Source organism: Paenibacillus sp. FSL R10-2796, assembly GCF_037965315.1.
Lineage (GTDB): Bacteria > Bacillota > Bacilli > Paenibacillales > Paenibacillaceae > Paenibacillus_AQ > Paenibacillus_AQ odorifer.
In genome coordinates this window covers 6,356,920-6,372,981 of sequence record NZ_CP150178.1, presented here as the reverse complement: position 1 = coordinate 6,372,981, position 16,062 = coordinate 6,356,920, and the positions used below count along the sequence as shown (strand labels likewise).

The following is a 16,062-nucleotide window of genomic DNA, read 5'->3' as shown; positions in this document are numbered from 1 at the left end:
GTGTGATCTAATGGTTAGGACGGTGCGGCTCCTTTGTGGAGAGGTATCGTCTTTTTGCGTTCTAGTCTTGTAAAGGGGAAATGTGGAAAGGATATTGATAAATTAACGAATATAGGGGTATCTATATGTGGCGTTTTAAAAAAGACCGGAGTCTGGAATCATCAATCGCATATATTTGTGGAGCCTTAGTGATAGCAGCTGGGGTGGGTGCTTGTTTGTTGCGGGGATTGTTTTTTACTGAGGAGATGTATCCCTTTCTAACCTTATGGTTTGTGCTGTGTTGTGCATGCTCGCTTTATTATCTAGTTGGGGTTGGCGCATGGAGAAAAAGTGGGGGAGGAGTAGGTGCAGGTGCAGGTGCAGTAAGAGGTATTACAGGAGTTAGTGAAGTTAGTGGAGAAAATAAAGCCTTAAGAATATTATTAAGCGTCCCTTTAATTATTCTATCGCTTTATGTGATTCATTGGTTGCGCGGGCTGCTTTCCTCCCAGGGAACTATGAATGAAATGCTGCGGTGGGGCTTGTATGCTAGCTTTGCATTATTGGTTTGTTTTTGTGCGGTGAACCGGGTGGGGCGGCGGATTGTAAATGTAACTTGGTCTATGGCGGGTATGTTTTTGAGCATGAGCGCTTTGTTGGCTGTTTGTGGAGTGGTAAAGTTGCCTTTCGCTGTCGCCTACAGCAATTCATCGGAAGTGAGCGCCACAGGGGTTAGGTTAGCAGGATTGATGGAATATCCGAATGCTTTTGGTGCTGTGATGGCTGTTTTTCTGCTGGAACGGCTATTTATTGTTGCTGTTTATTACGGGGAGCCAAAAAAGAGCGTGAATATGTTGGGAGCAAGAAGTGTTGGGCTGGGGATGGAGTGCGCAGAAGCAGAACGGAGGAGCAAAGGGGCAGGAGGCGTGGAAGCGGAGCAGGGAAAAGCGGGAAGCACGACCGCCGCGCTGCTGCGCTTGCTGCCGCTGTTCCCGTACACCACCGCGCTGCTCCTCAGCGAGTCGCGCGGAGCATGGCTGACGGCGGCTTGCGCCTGCGCCGCCGTCTTGCTCTGGAAGCGGCAGCTAATCGCGCCGCTTCTTGCTGCTGGCGCCGCGCCCGTGGCCGCCGCGGCGCTACTCTACCGCCAACTGGCCCGTGCCGGGTTGGCGGTAGAGCCAGTGCCCGGCCTGCTGTTGCTGGCCGGGCTTTGGGCCGGCGCGCTGCTAGCCGGCCTGTGGCTGTGCCGCCGCCAGCGCAGCGCGGCGGGCACTGCCCGAGCCGCCATGCTGGCATTGGCGGCGGCAGGTTGGACGGCGGCCGGGATCGCCGTCCTCCTGCACGTGCGCGAGCGGATTACCGGACCGTCATCGACGGTATCCGCGCGCGGGCTGTTCTACCGCGACGCCTGGCGGCTAGCGGCAGAGGCACCTTGGCTGGGACGTGGGGGTGAGACTTGGCGGCATGCCTACCTTGCCGCCCAATCTCGCCCTTATGTAGGCAGCCAGGTGCATAATGGATACCTTGACATCCTGTTGAACTTAGGATTCGTTGGTCTTGCAGCCATACTCCTTATGCTGTTGGCAACAGGCTGGCTGCTGGCTACTAAATCGCCGCGGTTGCTACCGCCGTTTCTGGTCATCGTCTTACACAGCGTCGTCGATTTTGACTGGAGCTACGGATTATTTTGGCTGCTGCTATTCTGGCTGCCAGCGCTTGCTCTGGCTGAGGATAAGCAGAAACATCAATCTGCGCCAACCCACCCTCAGTCTGAGACCAAGCTGCCAATTCAATCCACATCTACGAACCCGCTCACCAATGTCACTACACCTACGAATCCGCTAATCGCTTACCCCACACCCAAGAAATCGCCCCAAATCCGCCTTCGCCGACTAATCGGAACTGCGGCATGTTGTTTTTCGCTTCTGCTGGGGGTGCTATCTTTTCACGCCGCTCAAGGAGAGAAGTTCTATCGACAAGCGATTATGTCGGTGGATCCTTCGGTGAAGGTAGAGTTGCTACAGCAATCGCTGGGTTGGAATCCCCGGTCACCTCGAACGGTTATAGCATTATCTAGGTTGCTCTCGGGTGAACAGAGCGTGAGTCTGCTTCGGCAGAGTTTGTTGTATTCTCCCGAGAATGCCAGCTTAAGCTGGGAGCTGGCTGAACGATGGATAAGCAGTGGCCGTCCGGGGGCGTCGTTATATTGGATGCGCCAGAGCCTTAGGCTGGATAAGTACAACAATGCCAAGTGGATGAAGGCGATTGAAGGGATGTTTCTTATGGGGCAAAAAAAGCTTGCAGAAGGAAATCGAAAGGAAGGCTTAGTCTGCGTCGCCTCTGGGAATGAACTTCTTCTGGAATATAGAAGGTTGGCAGAAGAGGAGGCTAATAAAGGAGGGCAACATAATGACCGTGAGTTCCAAATGACAGAACAAGCCGACGACTTGAGTCGACGGCTTAGTATGTTGGCTTTACGATTTTAGCGGACGTGAAATCATCCAGGAGTAGAGAATGGGCACGATAATTGCAAGTACGAGTGCCGTAATAATAAGAAGCTGAGACAAGGCTCCGCTCAAAAAGGCTCCTGCAAAAATAAGTAGGCCACCGATCATCCACATTATCCCGGATAGGCGATGTGTTTTTCGCCATACCTCGGGGTTGGCGAGCGTCCAGGCTGTACGAACCCCAAACAAGTAATTATCTTTTATCTGTGGCATGTAGTTGCCAAGAGCAATAAACATAATTCCAACAGCGCCTATGGCGATCTTCCCAACGTTTATATCTTTACCTAGACCGTAAGCAATCGACAGCACCAGCATTAGATTAAAAAGCACCCCAATAGCAAGTCTGCTCATGGCATAGGCATTTTCGAATTTTTTGTAATTGTCCCGCTTAGGGTCGATGCTGCGTGTGAACTGCATGATCAGCGGGAGCACAATGCCTAAGATTCCGAACACAAAAATAGCTATATTTTTGTCCCAGTATCTGTTGACCTTACCCGTAATTCCAAATTGTGCCGGTAACTCCTGCGGAAGCTTGCTGTAATTGATCAGAGCGTAGGCTAATGTAGCTAAACCTAATATTACGATGAGGGTATCCTGCCATCTCCATTTGAAATCTTTCATCATTAATCCGCCTCCTTTTTGGAATCGATATCCTGATGTTGCTGCTTTCCGTCCAGTGATTTACTCTCCGTCTCCGTTTGCTTACCTGTCCCAGTGAGCTCCAATAACCAACCGAGAACCTCTTCGAGGACTGTTGTGTTTAGCGAGTACATAATAAATTGTCCTTTTCGCTCATCCTGTACAAGATCGGCATGCTTCAGCGCATTCAGATGGTGAGAAATGCTTGGCTTAGACATGTTGAAAAAATCTGCGATTTCACCTGCGGTTCGATCTTTCTCCCTTAGTAACCGAATGATTTGGCGACGGGTAGGGTCAGCTAGTGCTTTGAAGGATTCATTCATATTCCACCCTGCCTTTCGATATTTAAATAATTATCTAAATGTATAATAACTCTTTGTTTTAATAGCTGTCAATGCAGTATTCACTTAGCAATAGCGTGTGTAAAAGTGTCACCGAATCTTTAAAATTAAGGACCGTTCAAAGCCTCCTCCTGTTCATACTAACGAAGGGCATGCATTCCTTGATGCACCGAACATACGATGCAGAGGAGCGGATATATGATACTAACCAATAAAGTCGCAGTTGTTACGGGTGCAGGATCGGGGATTGGAGAAGCGATTGCTCTGCTTTTTGCCCGACAGGGTGCTAAAGTGATTGCTGCGGACATCCATCTGGCGAATGTAGAAGCGGTAGCCAAAAAGGCGGAAAAGGGTGAGGGACACGGAGTCGTCTACCCTGTAAAGGCCGATGTCTCGAAGGAAGAGGACACACAGCGAATGATTGATGCCGCAACCACACAGTTCGGAGGCCTTCATATCCTTGTTAATAATGCCGGAATTATGGATAAAATGACGCCAGCGCACGAGATCACTGATGACTTATGGGAGCAGGTGCTTGCGGTCAACGTAACCGGTCCGATGAGAGCCATTCGTAAGGTTTTGCCGATTTTTATGGCGCAGGAAAGCGGATGTATCATCAATGTAGCCTCTATTGGCGGCTTAGCGGGCTCGCGTGCGGGAGTGGCTTATACTTCCTCTAAGCATGCTGTAATCGGGATGACCAAAAATATAGGATTTCAATACACTAAGCTTGGAATTCGCTGTAATGCGATAGCGCCGGGCGGGGTAAAGACAAATATTGATCTGTCTGATCCAAGTCCTTTTGGGAGTCAAAAAGCGGGCGAAGGTATGGCGTCGATGCCACGGACAGGGGAGAGCAGTGAGATTGCTTCAGTAGCTTTATTTTTAGCTTCAGAGGCTGCAAGCTTTTTGAATGGATCGGTGATAACGGCGGATGCCGGCTGGATGGCTTATTGATTGAGCGCAGATAAAAAGGTGTTCATTTTCCCTTTATTGGTGGAATTTGTTCACCTCTTTTGTTTATGCCTGTTACTCAAACTCTTTTTAAGTATGGATTGGAAGATGGAAGCTGCTTGCCGCGTAAGTAGAAGTGATAAGGTTGCTTGTGCTAGAATAGGCTAAGAGAAACTGGAAAATATAGCAGAGCGGCAAAGCTTTTAAAAATATAAGAAAGTATAAGATTAGTATCTATGCTTTTATGTTCTTATATTTCACTCGCTTAAACGCTTAGTGTCTTATAAAGATGCCAAAGGCGATTAGCTTGATACATGTAGCCATATTCTGCGGAAAAGGGAGGAGGAGCACGTTTGCATTTTATTTCTGATCTGATCTCGACATTATTTGAATGGATTCAGAGTCTTGGTTATTTTGGGATTATGATCGGACTGATGATTGAAGTTATTCCTAGTGAAATTGTATTGGCTTTCGGTGGTTTCTTGGTATGGAGTGGAGATATTAATTTTTTCGGCGCAGTATTGTTTGGTACGATAGGCGGAGTGATTGCCCAGATCTTTGTATATTGGATTGGCCGTTATGGGGGCAGGCCTGTACTGGAGAAATACGGGAAATATATTCTTATCCAAAAAAAGCATATTGATCATTCGGAAGAGTGGTTCAATAAATATGGGACAGGCGTAATCTTTACGGCACGCTTTATTCCCGTTGTTCGCCATGCCATTTCCGTTCCAGCGGGGATTTCTCGTATGCCTTTAGGTAAGTTCACTTTATTGACTACACTTGCTGTTATTCCATGGAGTGCTTTGTTCGTATATCTCGGTATGACATTGGGGAATAAGTGGGAAGATATTGACGAGGTAGCAGCTAAGTATACCAACGAAATTATTCTCGTAGCGTTAGCACTAATCATCATTTATTTTGTGTATAAGTGGTTTAAATCCAAGAAGAGGGGGACTGCAAAATGAAACCGAATGTAGCTCATAAATTTGGAAAAGGTCTTACACCGCGCCAATTTGTAGAAAGCATGACGAAGAACCAGCAGGCTTTTGAATCCTGGTATGAGAAGTTTTCTTGGGAAGATGAGAGTGACAAGGAATTTTTTGAAAGCCTGAACCATCGTGATGATTTGCGAGTACTTATCCTTGCCGCTGATTGGTGTGGAGATGTAGTTCGTAATGTCCCTGCGGTATTCCGTATTTTGGAGACTGCCGGAATGAAGACAGAGGTATTCATTTTGGAGGAGAACCAGGAGCTTATGGATGAATTCTTGACCATGGGCGGAAGATCTGTTCCGATTGTGATCTTTGCAGATACCGGCGGATATGTGCTTGGACATTGGGGTCCTCGTCCAGAGCATGTGCAGAGCCTAATGAGAGAGTTCAAACGTGAGAATCCTGATCGCGAGGCCGCTGATTACGACAGCAAAATCGCAGAAGTACGTAAGGCTATGGGGCAAGCTTATGGGGAAGGAACGGAATCACAAGCAGTTATCGCAAAAGAGCTGCGTAGTCTGATTTCCGGATTCTAGACCAATGCTAAATATACGTTCGTTTAATTTAGGTCCTCTTCAGACCAATGCCTACTTGCTGACAGGTGCAGATCCAACGAAGGGTATCATTATTGATCCCGGTATGAATCCTGCGGCATTAGTGCGGAGTATTGAAGGGATGGAGATCGAGGCTATTTTGCTGACGCATGCGCACTTTGACCATATGGGCGGCGTAGACGAAATTCGTAAAGCTAAGAAATGCCCTGTTTATTTACATCCACTAGAGAGTGAATGGCTCAGCAGCCCTAAGCTAAATGGTTCATTGATGTGGCCTGATGTTTCATCTCCTTTAACTACAGATCCTGCAGAATATGATCTGGCAGAAGGACAAGTTCTGCAATTCATCGGACATACCTTCCGCGTGTACCATACACCTGGGCACTCTCCGGGCAGTGTCAGCTTCCTATGCGGGAATGATTTATTCTCTGGAGATGTGCTGTTTAAGATGGGAGTTGGGCGCACCGATTTGCCTGGTGGCAGGGAACGTGATTTGTTCGATTCTATTCGTGGCAAGCTGTACAAAATGGATGATGAAGTGAAGGTTTATCCAGGTCATGGTTCCCGAACAACCATCGGTTTTGAAAAAGTTCGTAACCCTTATATCCCTCAATAAACAATCATTCTAGTAGAACTGACAAGAATCGAGGAATTTTTGATAGACAAAGGGATACAAAAGGACTACAATATTGTTAATTAAATGTAACATTAACCTCGCGAAGCACGCAGACTGCGGAATTAATCCCGGTTTGCGTTCTTTTTTTGTCTACATATAGGTTTAAAAGCATGGGGGGAAATAGATTGGAGAAGAATATATATTACCCGTTGGATTACGGATGGTATGACTCCAAGGAGAAATGGACTAGTTTTTGCAGCAGTAAATGCCGATGTTTTTCAGAATGTTCTGGAAAGGGCGGTTTTTGTACTTCCATAGAACGCAGGGACATACAATCTGAGAATAAGGATGGGAGAATACCAGTGAATTCAGGAGGCGAGCCTAGAAGAACGCCTCTTTTTTGGCATTTCCCTGCTGAAGCAGGATTGCTTCAGCCATGGCGGCGTAAGCTCTGGGAGCTCAAAAAATAAAATTAAAGCGCATTGAACGAATCACTATACATAATCGTATTACAAATAAGAACGAAATCCTGAATGGAGGGGCAGATGAGCGATCAGGCGCTGGAGAAAATCAGACGGGCACAGCAGGGAGATACTTCAGCACTGTCTTCACTGCTGCGAGAACATTATACTTTTCTGTTCAAATATCTACTCAAAGTGACTATGGATCCGTTGCTGGCAGAGGATCTTGTACAGGACACGATGGTCAGATGTATGGAAAAAATCAATACCTATAACGGTTCTTCTTCGTTCTCCTCTTGGTTAATTACGATAGCCACCAGAATATTTATCGATCGAAAGCGGCGCTGGAAACGTGAGGCAGAATGGAAGAAACGGGAACAGCAGGCGCAGGGCACCCGTTCGATTCGTTGGCGGTTTGAGAGCAGGGGGGAAGAATGGAGTGAAGTACTTGATTCCATTTCCAAGCTACCCTCTGCTCAGAGGGTAGCTGTGCTGCTGAAGCATTATTATGGCTATAGCTATGAAGAAATCGGTGTGATCATGCAAATTCCTTCTGGCACGGTCAAATCGCGTGTGTCCCTTGGTCTTAACCAATTGCGAAAGGAGCTGAATGAGGATGGAGAAGGATAAGGAGCCAGAACTGTATTTGCACAAGCTTACTGAAGAGCTTGAACGTTTGGATGCGCAATATGATGACATCACCCCACCTTCGTTACAGGAACTGGAGTGGTTAATGGCTGATGCAGCTGTGCAGAGAAAGAGAAGGGAACGCAAAGAACTACTGTTATTCTGGGGGGTCTCATTGATCCTGATCTGCGCATTTTTATCCATTCTCACTTCTGCGCCAATGATCTATTGGATTATTCAGGCGATCATTCCTATTGTAGGACTGGGTGGCTTAGGGATCGCCAGGATCAGAAGAAATAGAGAAGGTGTACAAGAATGAATGAGCTGCAGGATGTGCCTCTTTGGTTGTGGTTTGGCATAGCAGTAGCGTTAATGCTGCAGGGGACCTTACTGTTCCGGGACGCAAGACGGCGAGGGAAAAAAGCTTGGTTCTGGGGATTATGGGCGATTACTACAGTTCCGTCACCCGCATTAGTCTACTTACTTGTTGTTATTCTTCCTGATCGACGTAGACGGAAGAAGCAGTTGTGAAGCTTTAGTAAAAAGCTCGTTCCTTTCATCTTATTACAAGGAGTGGTACTTCATGGAAGAGGTAAAATGGGGTTTAATCATGCCGTTAATTATTCTGCAGGCTTTGCTTGCTATTATTGGTCTGATATCTCTGGCCAAAGCGGATAACGTTCGTGGTCCAAAATGGATGTGGATTATTATCATTATTTGCGGAAATATATTAGGCAGCGTAGCTTATTTCACAATAGGAAGGAAAGATGTCTGATGTCACTCCTTCAAGTTAAGAATTTGCGCAAAAGCTATGGGGCGCATATTTCCGTAAATGATATAAGCTTTGAAATTGAGAAAGAACGGTGCGTCGCTTTACTGGGGCCTAACGGTGCTGGGAAAACGACCACACTTCGTATGCTGGCAGGGCTGCTAGAACCCACCTCTGGAATGATTTCATTTGAGGGGAGCCGTCCTGGAGCCGAATATCGCAGAGGATTAGGATATGTGCCACAGTCCCCAGCTTTTTATGGTTGGATGACTGGACATGAATATGTTGTTTTCGCTGCAAAGCTTAGTGGAATGGGAACTAAAGACGCAACCAGCAGGGCATTGGAATCGCTCGAGCGTGTAGGGCTTAAAGGTGATGCTCGTCGCCGGATTGGTGGATACTCCGGTGGGATGAAGCAGCGGCTGGGTCTGGCTCAGGCGCTTGTGCACCGGCCTCGTCTGCTGTTGCTTGATGAGCCTGTATCTGCACTTGATCCGATTGGCCGCAGAGAAGTAATGGGACTGCTGCGGGAGATACGTGAAGAGACAACTGTAGTTTTTTCTACACATGTGCTGCATGATGCAGAAGAAATTTGCGATGATATTATTTTAATGAATCAGGGCTTGATTGCTGAGAAGGGGTCTTTATCACAGCTGCGTAGACAATACAGCCTTCCTGTTATTCGTTTACGTACAGAGAAGCAAGAAAAAGCTATTCAGTGGCTGGAGTCTCTTGCTGCCAAACCGTTTGTACTAGAGACTCAGTTGTTCGGAGATCAGGCAATTTTTAATGTGAACGATGTAGACATGGCCCGATGGACGATTCTGCAAGAAGCGGCGCAGCTCGAAATTCCATTACTGCAATTTGAAGCGGGTTCTTCCACGTTAGAGGATTTATTTATGAAGGTGGTGGGAGTATGAGAAGCGCCTGGGTCCTTTATCGCAAAGAAATGCTCGAAATGGCTCGCAGTTATAAGTTAATCTGGATACCTGTCGTTTTTATCCTATTAGGTATTATGCAGCCGTTAACTACTTATTATTTGCCGGAAATATTAAAAGCTTCAGGTGATGTTCCCCCAGGTCTGCTAGAGGGGTATGAAATACCGAGTGCCGCAGCTGTGATGGCGCAATCTCTGGGACAGTACGGAACGATCGGAATGTTAGTATTGGCGCTTGGCGCGATGAATGTTTTAGCCGGTGAGCGCTATAGCGGAACTATGGAATTAATTCTGGTAAGGCCGGTTTCTCCAGCCGCAATAGTGTTCGCTAAATGGGCAGCGCAGCTGACCCTGTTGATCGTTGCTCTAGGATTAGGTGCAGCGGGGGCGGCTTACTACACGGAGCAGTTGATTGGTTCACTATCTTGGGGAGATGTCATCGCAGCTTCTGGAGTATATGGATTGTGGCTGTTATGTGCTGTCTCAGCTACGTTGTTGTTTAGTGGATTTTTAAAATCTCCAGTTGCCGCCTTTTTAGCATTGGCGCTAATGGCAGGATTATCATTAGGCCAAAGCTTATTGCCTTCATGGTTTGAATGGGCACCTGCGGGTCTTTCCGGGTTATCGGCTGGAATTCTTATGGCTGGAGAAGGCTTCAGGGTTGGACCCTATCTTTCAGCAGCTATTTTGATCTTGATTTGTTTAGTGGGTGCTGCACTTTTGACAAGGAAGAATAACTTACCCGCTTGAACCATAAGTTATATTTTTATTAAATATAGTATATTTTCATAGAATTTGTAGGATCGGCCAGCCTTCAACTAGACAGTTCTATCTTTTTTTAGTAGACTGTTGAAACAAGCAAAATCTTGAAAGATTTTGGGGTTAGGAGGTAGGGCGATGCTGCGTTTAGGAGAGAAGATTGTCATTGTTGCGGACGCTTTCGAGCAGAGTCTTCCTATCGGGGAATACGGCTACCTAATTGCTTACGACCGCAATCCCGATAATGCGTTTGACTATGTTATTCGTGTACCAGAGGCTAATAGGAACTTTTATGTTCCGGCTGAGGACATTGAGGCGGAAGAACATTTATTAGTAGCTGAGGCTGAGAGAGCAACGCATGAAGCGTTGATTGATTATGCTTTGTCCACGTACAATGAGAAGCTGTTCCATCATTTGATGAACGGTGAAGATATGGATATAGAAGAGACGGAATCAACGTCAAGCGAAAGCATGTCCCAAGCGGATTTCATCAAACAAGTGAATCTTCGAGCTTGGATTTAAGGAAGGCCGGCGCAAGCCGGCTTTTTTGTTTTGTCATAAAAAGTATTTCCCCCACATTAATCCTCTGAATTTACACATTATTTTCAAAATCTTTTCTTTTATTCCTTCTTTATAGTTTCGAAAGTTTGTTTTTATTTTTTTGGTATACAACCAATCTCCTGTTTTATGTATCTAAATTATTGAGAGCCGAATACGAGAATGCAGATCTGCGGTATAGGCGTTTTAACTTAAATAAAGGAGAACCTCAAGTGAAGATGATCACCGCTGTTCAAAAAGCGAGAAATGGCGATAAAGAAGCGTTTATCCAGCTATGCCGGCAGATTGAACCTGAAATGTACGGCATGGCCCGATCTATTTTGGGCAGGGACGAGGAATGTGCAGATGCCATGCAGGAAGCCACCCTAAAGGCTTACCGGTCTATCCATGGATTGCGGCAACCAGAATTTTTCAAGACATGGATGCTTCGCATCCTTATAAATGAATGTCATAAGCTCCAACGCAAGCGGACAAATATTGTGGAGTTTGGAGATCCCCTTACTGCTTTGGAATGCCATTCTTCCGGTGCAGAATATGAGAAAATTGAGCTGCGGGAAGCAGTGGAACGATTGGATACTTCGCTCCAGACCGTGATATCGCTGCATTATTTTCAGGACATGCCCGTTAAGCAAATTGCCGATCTTCTGAATATTTCCGAAACGGCAGTCAAATCGCGCCTCTACAGAGCAAGAAAAAACTTATTGAATGGATTCTAATGATATTTAGAAAGGATGGAACAGATGAAGAAGAGAACAGCGCAAGAGCTTGAATTGCTTTTGAAAGATATGGACATCCTCCCGGCAAATGAGCTTCCCTCTATGATTCGCCAACGTCAAGAGGATACGTATACAATGCTGGATCATGTGAAGATAAAGAGATCCACGCACAAATTTCGTAATGTTAAGAGGACAGCGCTTGGCTTCGGGGCAGCTCTTGTTTTGGGGGTTATCGTGCTTGGAAGCGGCTTTACTTCTCCCGCATTGGCTAGGTCGCTGGAACGTATTCCGTTAGTCAATAGTATTTTTGAGCTCGCAGGTGATATGGGACTTCAAGCGGCGAGTCGCCAAGGCTTAACGACTGCAGTTGATACCAGTGATCAGGTTCAAGATGTTATTATCCGTGCTAATGAAGTTATATATGACGGCACACGGCTTTCTGTAGCATTGAAACTTGAAGGTGAAGATGAAGAGGGAATATTCAGTGGAGACATTCAGGATTTGCAGGTATTTATTGATGGACAGCCTTTAAACGCTGCTGGGGAGGAAGAAGAGGATTCTTTTAAACACAATATTGGTCTTATCCTTTCTCCGGGAGTAGATGAACAATCGTTGATTTTGCAATTTTCAGAGAAATCCTATGATGAGGAAGGCATTACTTTACCAGAGCAGTTCCAAATGACAGTAAAAGGTCGTTTGTCCGGAATTGATGATGATTTTCAAATTGAAATTCCTGTGAAAAAGGATATGAGTCATAATATTATTCAGCAACCCGGAATCAGTCAAACTTACAATGATGTAACGACCACAGTGGAGAAGATTACACAGACTCCGGCAACTACACAAATACGGATGAGTGCGGTAGCCCTCGAGGGTATTCCTTATACTTATCTGACAGATACCAACAACCTGGCATTAAATTATGAAGTCTATGATGATAAAGGTAACTTGTTGCAATATGTAAACGGCAGCAATGGTTGGTCGGATTCGAAAAAGATAGATGACACAATCCACTATAGTCTTAAAGAGGATGTTAATATTGTACCGCTGCCCAAGGATGTAAAAGCACTGACAATCAAAACCTTTCTCTACAAATATACTGGAGAGGGTAGTGAAAAACGAAATTTGCTAGACAATAATGGATACCCGGCAGTCGAATATATTCCGCAGTTGGAAATGACAATACCTATATATTGATGAACGATACGCTCCTTTAAAATGTGTAGGAATCCCCTTCACTTTGATAAAGGAGCGTTTGTTTTACAGCCCATCATTGAATTGTCCAAGCTTCTACAATATAATTAAAAACGTTATCCGGGCGCTTTAGCCCTTTAAACAGGAGGGATTTTTCTTATGAGCATTACCGTTAAAGATGTGCAGCATGTGGCCAAGCTGGCTCGTCTGCAGCTGAGCCCGGAAGAAGAGGCAACCTTTACAGAACAAATGAATGCTATTTTACAATATGCCGAGAAATTAAATGAGCTAGATACGGAGAATGTAAAGCCGACCACGCATGTGCTGCAAGTCAGCAATGTAATGCGGGAGGATGTTGTGAAGGATAGCCTTACGCAAGAGGAAGCACTTCTTAACGCTCCAGATGATGAAGACGGACATTTCAAGGTTCCAGCTGTTTTGGAATAACTACATAATTAGAAAGGGGGAAGAATCTTGAGCCTGTTTCAAAATCGATTGCCTGAAGTACACCGCATGTTAACTGCTAAAGAGGTATCGGTCAGTGAACTGACTGAAGAATCGCTGGCGATTATCGCTGAGCGGGATAAGAACGTAAATGCATTTTTGACCTTGAATGAGGAGGGCGCTCGTAGCACTGCACGCGCTTTGGACGACAAACTGGCATCCGGAGCAGCACGTGGGTTGCTGTTTGGTCTTCCTGCTGGAATCAAGGATAATATTGTAACTAAAGGCCTGCGCACAACTTGTGCCAGCCAATTTTTGAGTGACTTCCAGCCGATTTATAACGCTACTGTAGCTTCTAAACTGCAGCAAGCAGATGCCGTAACGATCGGTAAATTAAATATGGATGAATTCGCAATGGGCGGATCTAATGAGAACTCAAGCTTTGGTCCTGTACGCAATCCTTGGGATTTAGAGCGTGTGCCCGGCGGTTCCAGTGGCGGATCTGCAGCAGCAGTAGCTGCGGGCGAAGTGTTCTTCTCACTAGGTTCGGATACTGGGGGTTCCATCCGCCAGCCAGCTTCCTATTGTGGTGTTGTAGGTCTCAAACCTACTTATGGTCTTGTATCACGTTACGGGCTGGTAGCCTTTGCCTCCTCACTAGATCAGATTGGACCATTAACACGTAATGTAGAGGATTCTGCCTATGTGCTTCAAGCAATTGCTGGTTATGATGCCCAAGACTCTACTTCGGCTAAAGTAGAAATTCCTGATTATTTGAGTTCACTTACTGGTGATGTTTCCGGACTTCGCATTGCTGTTCCTAAGGAATACCTGGGAGCAGGTGTCGATGCTTCTGTGCGTGAGACAGTTTTGTCTGCACTTAAAGTGCTGGAAGGAATGGGTGCTGTCTGGGAGGAAGTTTCATTACCACATACGGAATACGCAGTAGCAGCTTATTATTTGCTGTCCTCTTCGGAAGCTTCATCTAACCTCGCGCGTTTTGACGGTGTGCGTTATGGCGCACGTGTAGATGAAGGCGGAGGATTGCTTGATCTATATCTTAATTCCCGCAGCCGCGGCTTTGGCCCTGAGGTTAAACGTCGTATTATGTTGGGTACTTATGCACTCAGCTCCGGGTATTACGATGCTTACTATTTAAAAGCACAAAAGGTGCGTACTTTGATTAAACAGGACTTTGATGACATCTTTAAAAAATATGATGTGGTCATCGGCCCAACAGCACCAACGACAGCATTCAAATTGGGTTCACAGACTGAAGATCCGCTGACCATGTATCTGAACGATATTCTCACGATTCCTGTAAGCTTGGCGGGTATTCCGGCCGTGAGTGTTCCTTGTGGTTTTGCGGAAGGCATGCCTGTAGGTCTGCAAATTATCGGTAAGGAATTTGACGAGAGCACGATTTTGCGTGTCGCTCATGCTTTTGAACAAAATACAGATCATCACAAGCAGCGTCCACAGCTGTAGTAAAGGAGGGAATGGGATTACTTATGTCTAAATACGAAACGGTCATCGGCTTGGAAGTTCACGTAGAGCTTCATACCAACTCCAAAATCTTTTGCGGATGCTCCACTGAATTTGGAGCCCCACCTAACACTCATACCTGTCCTGTCTGCTTGGGTCACCCCGGCGTATTGCCAGTGCTCAACAAACAAGCGGTAGAATACGCTATGAAAGCAGCGATGGCGCTGAATTGCACCATTGGTGATGTTAGCAAATTCGACCGCAAAAACTATTTTTACCCGGATTCACCAAAAGCTTATCAGATTTCACAATTTGATCAGCCTATCGGCCTGAACGGTTGGATCGACATTGAAGTTAACGGAGAGACCAAACGGATCGGCATTACTCGTCTTCATTTGGAAGAGGATGCAGGTAAGCTTACGCACGTAGATGGCGGTTTTGCCTCGTTAGTCGATTTTAACCGGGTGGGAACACCGCTTATCGAAATCGTATCCGAACCTGATCTGCGCTCCCCTGAGGAAGCTCGTGCTTATCTGGAGAAAATCCGTGCGATTATGCAGTATTGTGACGTATCCGATGTCAAGATGGAAGAAGGATCGATGCGCTGTGACGCGAACATCAGTCTACGCCCAGAAGGACAAGAGGAATTCGGCATTAGAGCAGAGCTTAAGAACATGAACTCCTTCCGCGGTGTATTGCGTGGACTGGAGTATGAACAATATCGTCAGGCTGAGATCCTGGATGATGGTGGAGTTGTTGTGCAGGAGACTCGCCGCTGGGATGAAGCACAAGGGAAAACATTATCGATGCGCGGGAAAGAAGAAGCGCATGATTATCGTTACTTCCCGGACCCGGACTTGATCGTTCTGCATATTGATGATGCTTGGAAAGAATCCATTCGTTCAACGATTCCAGAACTTCCGGATGCTCGGAAAGCACGTTATAGCGAGGAACTGGGCCTGACAGCTTATGATGCAGGCGTCATTACATCCTCTAAACTGTTAGCGGACTTTTTCGAAGGGTGTCTTGCCTATACGCAGGATGCCAAGGCTGTAGCTAACTGGATTATGGGTGACTTGCTTGCCTATTTGAATGGTAATAATCTGGAGTTGTCGCAGGTACAAATTACACCACAAGGGCTAGGCGAGATGATCGGGCTGATTGCAGCCGGAACCATCAGCAGCAAAATCGCTAAAACAGTATTTAAAGAAATGCTAGAGAGCGGTAAACTGCCAGCTGTTATCGTTGAGGAAAAAGGTCTAGTGCAGATCAGCGATGAAGGTGCCATTAAAGGGATAGTGGAAGCAGTCGTAGCCGCCAATCCGCAATCAGTGGAAGATTATAAAGCGGGTAAACAGAAAGCAATCGGCTTCCTGGTCGGACAAGTCATGAAAGAAAGTAAAGGTAAGGCGAATCCGGGTCTTGCTAATAAACTTCTCATCGAGGTATTGAGCAGCTAAACGCTTGTCGTCTGTAAAAGGACGCCAGAGGCGTTTATAATTGGGGTAATATACTTATGTAATAAGC

General features: G+C 46.1%; 19 protein-coding genes. 17 read left to right on the top strand and 2 right to left on the bottom strand.

Features of this window, described 5'->3' with window-relative positions; all coding sequences use genetic code 11:
• Positions 1-125: 125 nt before the first annotated feature.
• Positions 126-2,465, top strand: a complete 2,340-nt coding sequence (locus NST58_RS28430; RefSeq protein WP_339244984.1) for an O-antigen ligase family protein — start codon at positions 126-128, stop codon at positions 2,463-2,465.
• Here NST58_RS28430 and NST58_RS28425 read toward each other — a convergent pair.
• Both NST58_RS28425 and NST58_RS28420 read right to left on the bottom strand, forming a co-directional pair.
• Entirely contained in the window at positions 2,454-3,110 is a 657-nt protein-coding gene (locus NST58_RS28425; RefSeq protein ID WP_076193667.1) for an SdpI family protein, read from the bottom strand. The two genes, NST58_RS28430 and NST58_RS28425, sit on opposite strands and share 12 nt — an antisense overlap.
• The gene (locus NST58_RS28420; protein ID WP_076179758.1) at positions 3,110-3,448 is read right to left on the bottom strand and encodes an autorepressor SdpR family transcription factor; all 339 of its coding nucleotides are present in this window, start codon (positions 3,446-3,448) and stop codon (positions 3,110-3,112) included. Before NST58_RS28420 ends, NST58_RS28425 begins: the two co-directional genes overlap by 1 nt.
• A gap of 216 nt (positions 3,449-3,664) precedes the next feature.
• Between NST58_RS28420 and NST58_RS28415 the strand changes: the two genes are divergently transcribed.
• The 16 genes from NST58_RS28415 to gatB all read left to right on the top strand — a co-directional run bounded on the left by NST58_RS28415 (position 3,665) and on the right by gatB (position 15,995).
• Positions 3,665-4,423, top strand: coding sequence for an SDR family oxidoreductase (locus NST58_RS28415; protein ID WP_076193669.1), 759 nt, complete (start codon positions 3,665-3,667; stop codon positions 4,421-4,423).
• Between the two features lie 350 nt (positions 4,424-4,773).
• Positions 4,774-5,388, top strand: a complete 615-nt coding sequence (locus NST58_RS28410) for a DedA family protein (protein ID WP_036680184.1) — start codon at positions 4,774-4,776, stop codon at positions 5,386-5,388.
• Positions 5,385-5,951 (top strand): thioredoxin family protein, encoded by a 567-nt coding sequence (locus NST58_RS28405; protein ID WP_076128653.1) that lies wholly within the window; start codon positions 5,385-5,387, stop codon positions 5,949-5,951. The genes NST58_RS28410 and NST58_RS28405 overlap by 4 nt, the downstream gene beginning before the upstream one ends.
• A gap of 4 nt (positions 5,952-5,955) precedes the next feature.
• On the top strand, positions 5,956-6,585 hold the full coding sequence (locus NST58_RS28400; RefSeq protein WP_076128651.1) for an MBL fold metallo-hydrolase: 630 nt from the start codon (positions 5,956-5,958) through the stop codon (positions 6,583-6,585).
• 545 nt (positions 6,586-7,130) lie between these two features.
• A complete protein-coding gene (gene sigY / locus NST58_RS28395) occupies positions 7,131-7,676 on the top strand; it encodes an RNA polymerase sigma factor SigY (protein WP_076179762.1) in 546 nt (181 codons plus the stop codon).
• Entirely contained in the window at positions 7,663-7,992 is a 330-nt protein-coding gene (locus NST58_RS28390; RefSeq protein ID WP_076136947.1) for a YxlC family protein, read from the top strand. The genes sigY and NST58_RS28390 overlap by 14 nt, the downstream gene beginning before the upstream one ends.
• Positions 7,989-8,204: a hypothetical protein gene (locus NST58_RS28385; RefSeq protein ID WP_036680176.1), complete on the top strand. Its 216-nt coding sequence runs from the start codon at positions 7,989-7,991 to the stop codon at positions 8,202-8,204. The genes NST58_RS28390 and NST58_RS28385 overlap by 4 nt, the downstream gene beginning before the upstream one ends.
• A 52-nt stretch (positions 8,205-8,256) precedes the next feature.
• Complete coding sequence (locus NST58_RS28380; RefSeq protein WP_036680175.1) at positions 8,257-8,448, top strand: PLDc N-terminal domain-containing protein; 192 nt, start codon at positions 8,257-8,259, stop codon at positions 8,446-8,448.
• On the top strand, positions 8,448-9,362 hold the full coding sequence (locus NST58_RS28375) for an ABC transporter ATP-binding protein (protein ID WP_076193671.1): 915 nt from the start codon (positions 8,448-8,450) through the stop codon (positions 9,360-9,362). Before NST58_RS28380 ends, NST58_RS28375 begins: the two co-directional genes overlap by 1 nt.
• On the top strand, positions 9,359-10,129 hold the full coding sequence (locus NST58_RS28370; RefSeq protein ID WP_076128640.1) for an ABC transporter permease subunit: 771 nt from the start codon (positions 9,359-9,361) through the stop codon (positions 10,127-10,129). The genes NST58_RS28375 and NST58_RS28370 overlap by 4 nt, the downstream gene beginning before the upstream one ends.
• A gap of 147 nt (positions 10,130-10,276) precedes the next feature.
• Complete coding sequence (locus NST58_RS28365; RefSeq protein WP_036680170.1) at positions 10,277-10,660, top strand: hypothetical protein; 384 nt, start codon at positions 10,277-10,279, stop codon at positions 10,658-10,660.
• A gap of 254 nt (positions 10,661-10,914) precedes the next feature.
• Positions 10,915-11,412, top strand: coding sequence for a sigma-70 family RNA polymerase sigma factor (locus NST58_RS28360; protein ID WP_036680329.1), 498 nt, complete (start codon positions 10,915-10,917; stop codon positions 11,410-11,412).
• A gap of 24 nt (positions 11,413-11,436) precedes the next feature.
• Positions 11,437-12,609 (top strand): DUF4179 domain-containing protein, encoded by a 1,173-nt coding sequence (locus NST58_RS28355; protein WP_339244978.1) that lies wholly within the window; start codon positions 11,437-11,439, stop codon positions 12,607-12,609.
• Positions 12,610-12,765: 156 nt separating this feature from the next.
• Positions 12,766-13,053 (top strand): Asp-tRNA(Asn)/Glu-tRNA(Gln) amidotransferase subunit GatC, encoded by a 288-nt coding sequence (gene gatC, locus NST58_RS28350; RefSeq protein WP_036680166.1) that lies wholly within the window; start codon positions 12,766-12,768, stop codon positions 13,051-13,053.
• Between the two features lie 27 nt (positions 13,054-13,080).
• A complete protein-coding gene (gatA, locus tag NST58_RS28345; protein ID WP_076128638.1) occupies positions 13,081-14,538 on the top strand; it encodes an Asp-tRNA(Asn)/Glu-tRNA(Gln) amidotransferase subunit GatA in 1,458 nt (485 codons plus the stop codon).
• A 23-nt stretch (positions 14,539-14,561) separates the two neighbouring features.
• A complete protein-coding gene (gatB, locus tag NST58_RS28340) occupies positions 14,562-15,995 on the top strand; it encodes an Asp-tRNA(Asn)/Glu-tRNA(Gln) amidotransferase subunit GatB (RefSeq protein WP_172628862.1) in 1,434 nt (477 codons plus the stop codon).
• The last annotated feature ends 67 nt before the right edge of the window (positions 15,996-16,062 follow it).

Bases quoted from the DNA above. Each gene is read 5' to 3' on its own strand.
- NST58_RS28365 (WP_036680170.1), top strand. From the start codon at position 10,277: ATGCTGCGTTTAGGAGAGAAGATTGTCATTGTTGCGGACGCTTTCGAG.
- NST58_RS28430 (WP_339244984.1), top strand. From the start codon at position 126: ATGTGGCGTTTTAAAAAAGACCGGAGTCTGGAATCATCAATCGCATAT.
- NST58_RS28415 (WP_076193669.1), top strand. From the start codon at position 3,665: ATGATACTAACCAATAAAGTCGCAGTTGTTACGGGTGCAGGATCGGGG.
- NST58_RS28355 (WP_339244978.1), top strand. From the start codon at position 11,437: ATGAAGAAGAGAACAGCGCAAGAGCTTGAATTGCTTTTGAAAGATATG.
- NST58_RS28425 (WP_076193667.1), bottom strand. From the start codon at position 3,110: ATGATGAAAGATTTCAAATGGAGATGGCAGGATACCCTCATCGTAATA.
- sigY (WP_076179762.1), top strand. From the start codon at position 7,131: ATGAGCGATCAGGCGCTGGAGAAAATCAGACGGGCACAGCAGGGAGAT.
- NST58_RS28400 (WP_076128651.1), top strand. From the start codon at position 5,956: ATGCTAAATATACGTTCGTTTAATTTAGGTCCTCTTCAGACCAATGCC.
- NST58_RS28380 (WP_036680175.1), top strand. From the start codon at position 8,257: ATGGAAGAGGTAAAATGGGGTTTAATCATGCCGTTAATTATTCTGCAG.
- NST58_RS28405 (WP_076128653.1), top strand. From the start codon at position 5,385: ATGAAACCGAATGTAGCTCATAAATTTGGAAAAGGTCTTACACCGCGC.
- NST58_RS28360 (WP_036680329.1), top strand. From the start codon at position 10,915: ATGATCACCGCTGTTCAAAAAGCGAGAAATGGCGATAAAGAAGCGTTT.
- gatB (WP_172628862.1), top strand. From the start codon at position 14,562: ATGTCTAAATACGAAACGGTCATCGGCTTGGAAGTTCACGTAGAGCTT.
- NST58_RS28370 (WP_076128640.1), top strand. From the start codon at position 9,359: ATGAGAAGCGCCTGGGTCCTTTATCGCAAAGAAATGCTCGAAATGGCT.
- NST58_RS28375 (WP_076193671.1), top strand. From the start codon at position 8,448: ATGTCACTCCTTCAAGTTAAGAATTTGCGCAAAAGCTATGGGGCGCAT.
- gatC (WP_036680166.1), top strand. From the start codon at position 12,766: ATGAGCATTACCGTTAAAGATGTGCAGCATGTGGCCAAGCTGGCTCGT.
- NST58_RS28385 (WP_036680176.1), top strand. From the start codon at position 7,989: ATGAATGAGCTGCAGGATGTGCCTCTTTGGTTGTGGTTTGGCATAGCA.
- NST58_RS28390 (WP_076136947.1), top strand. From the start codon at position 7,663: ATGGAGAAGGATAAGGAGCCAGAACTGTATTTGCACAAGCTTACTGAA.
- NST58_RS28420 (WP_076179758.1), bottom strand. From the start codon at position 3,448: ATGAATGAATCCTTCAAAGCACTAGCTGACCCTACCCGTCGCCAAATC.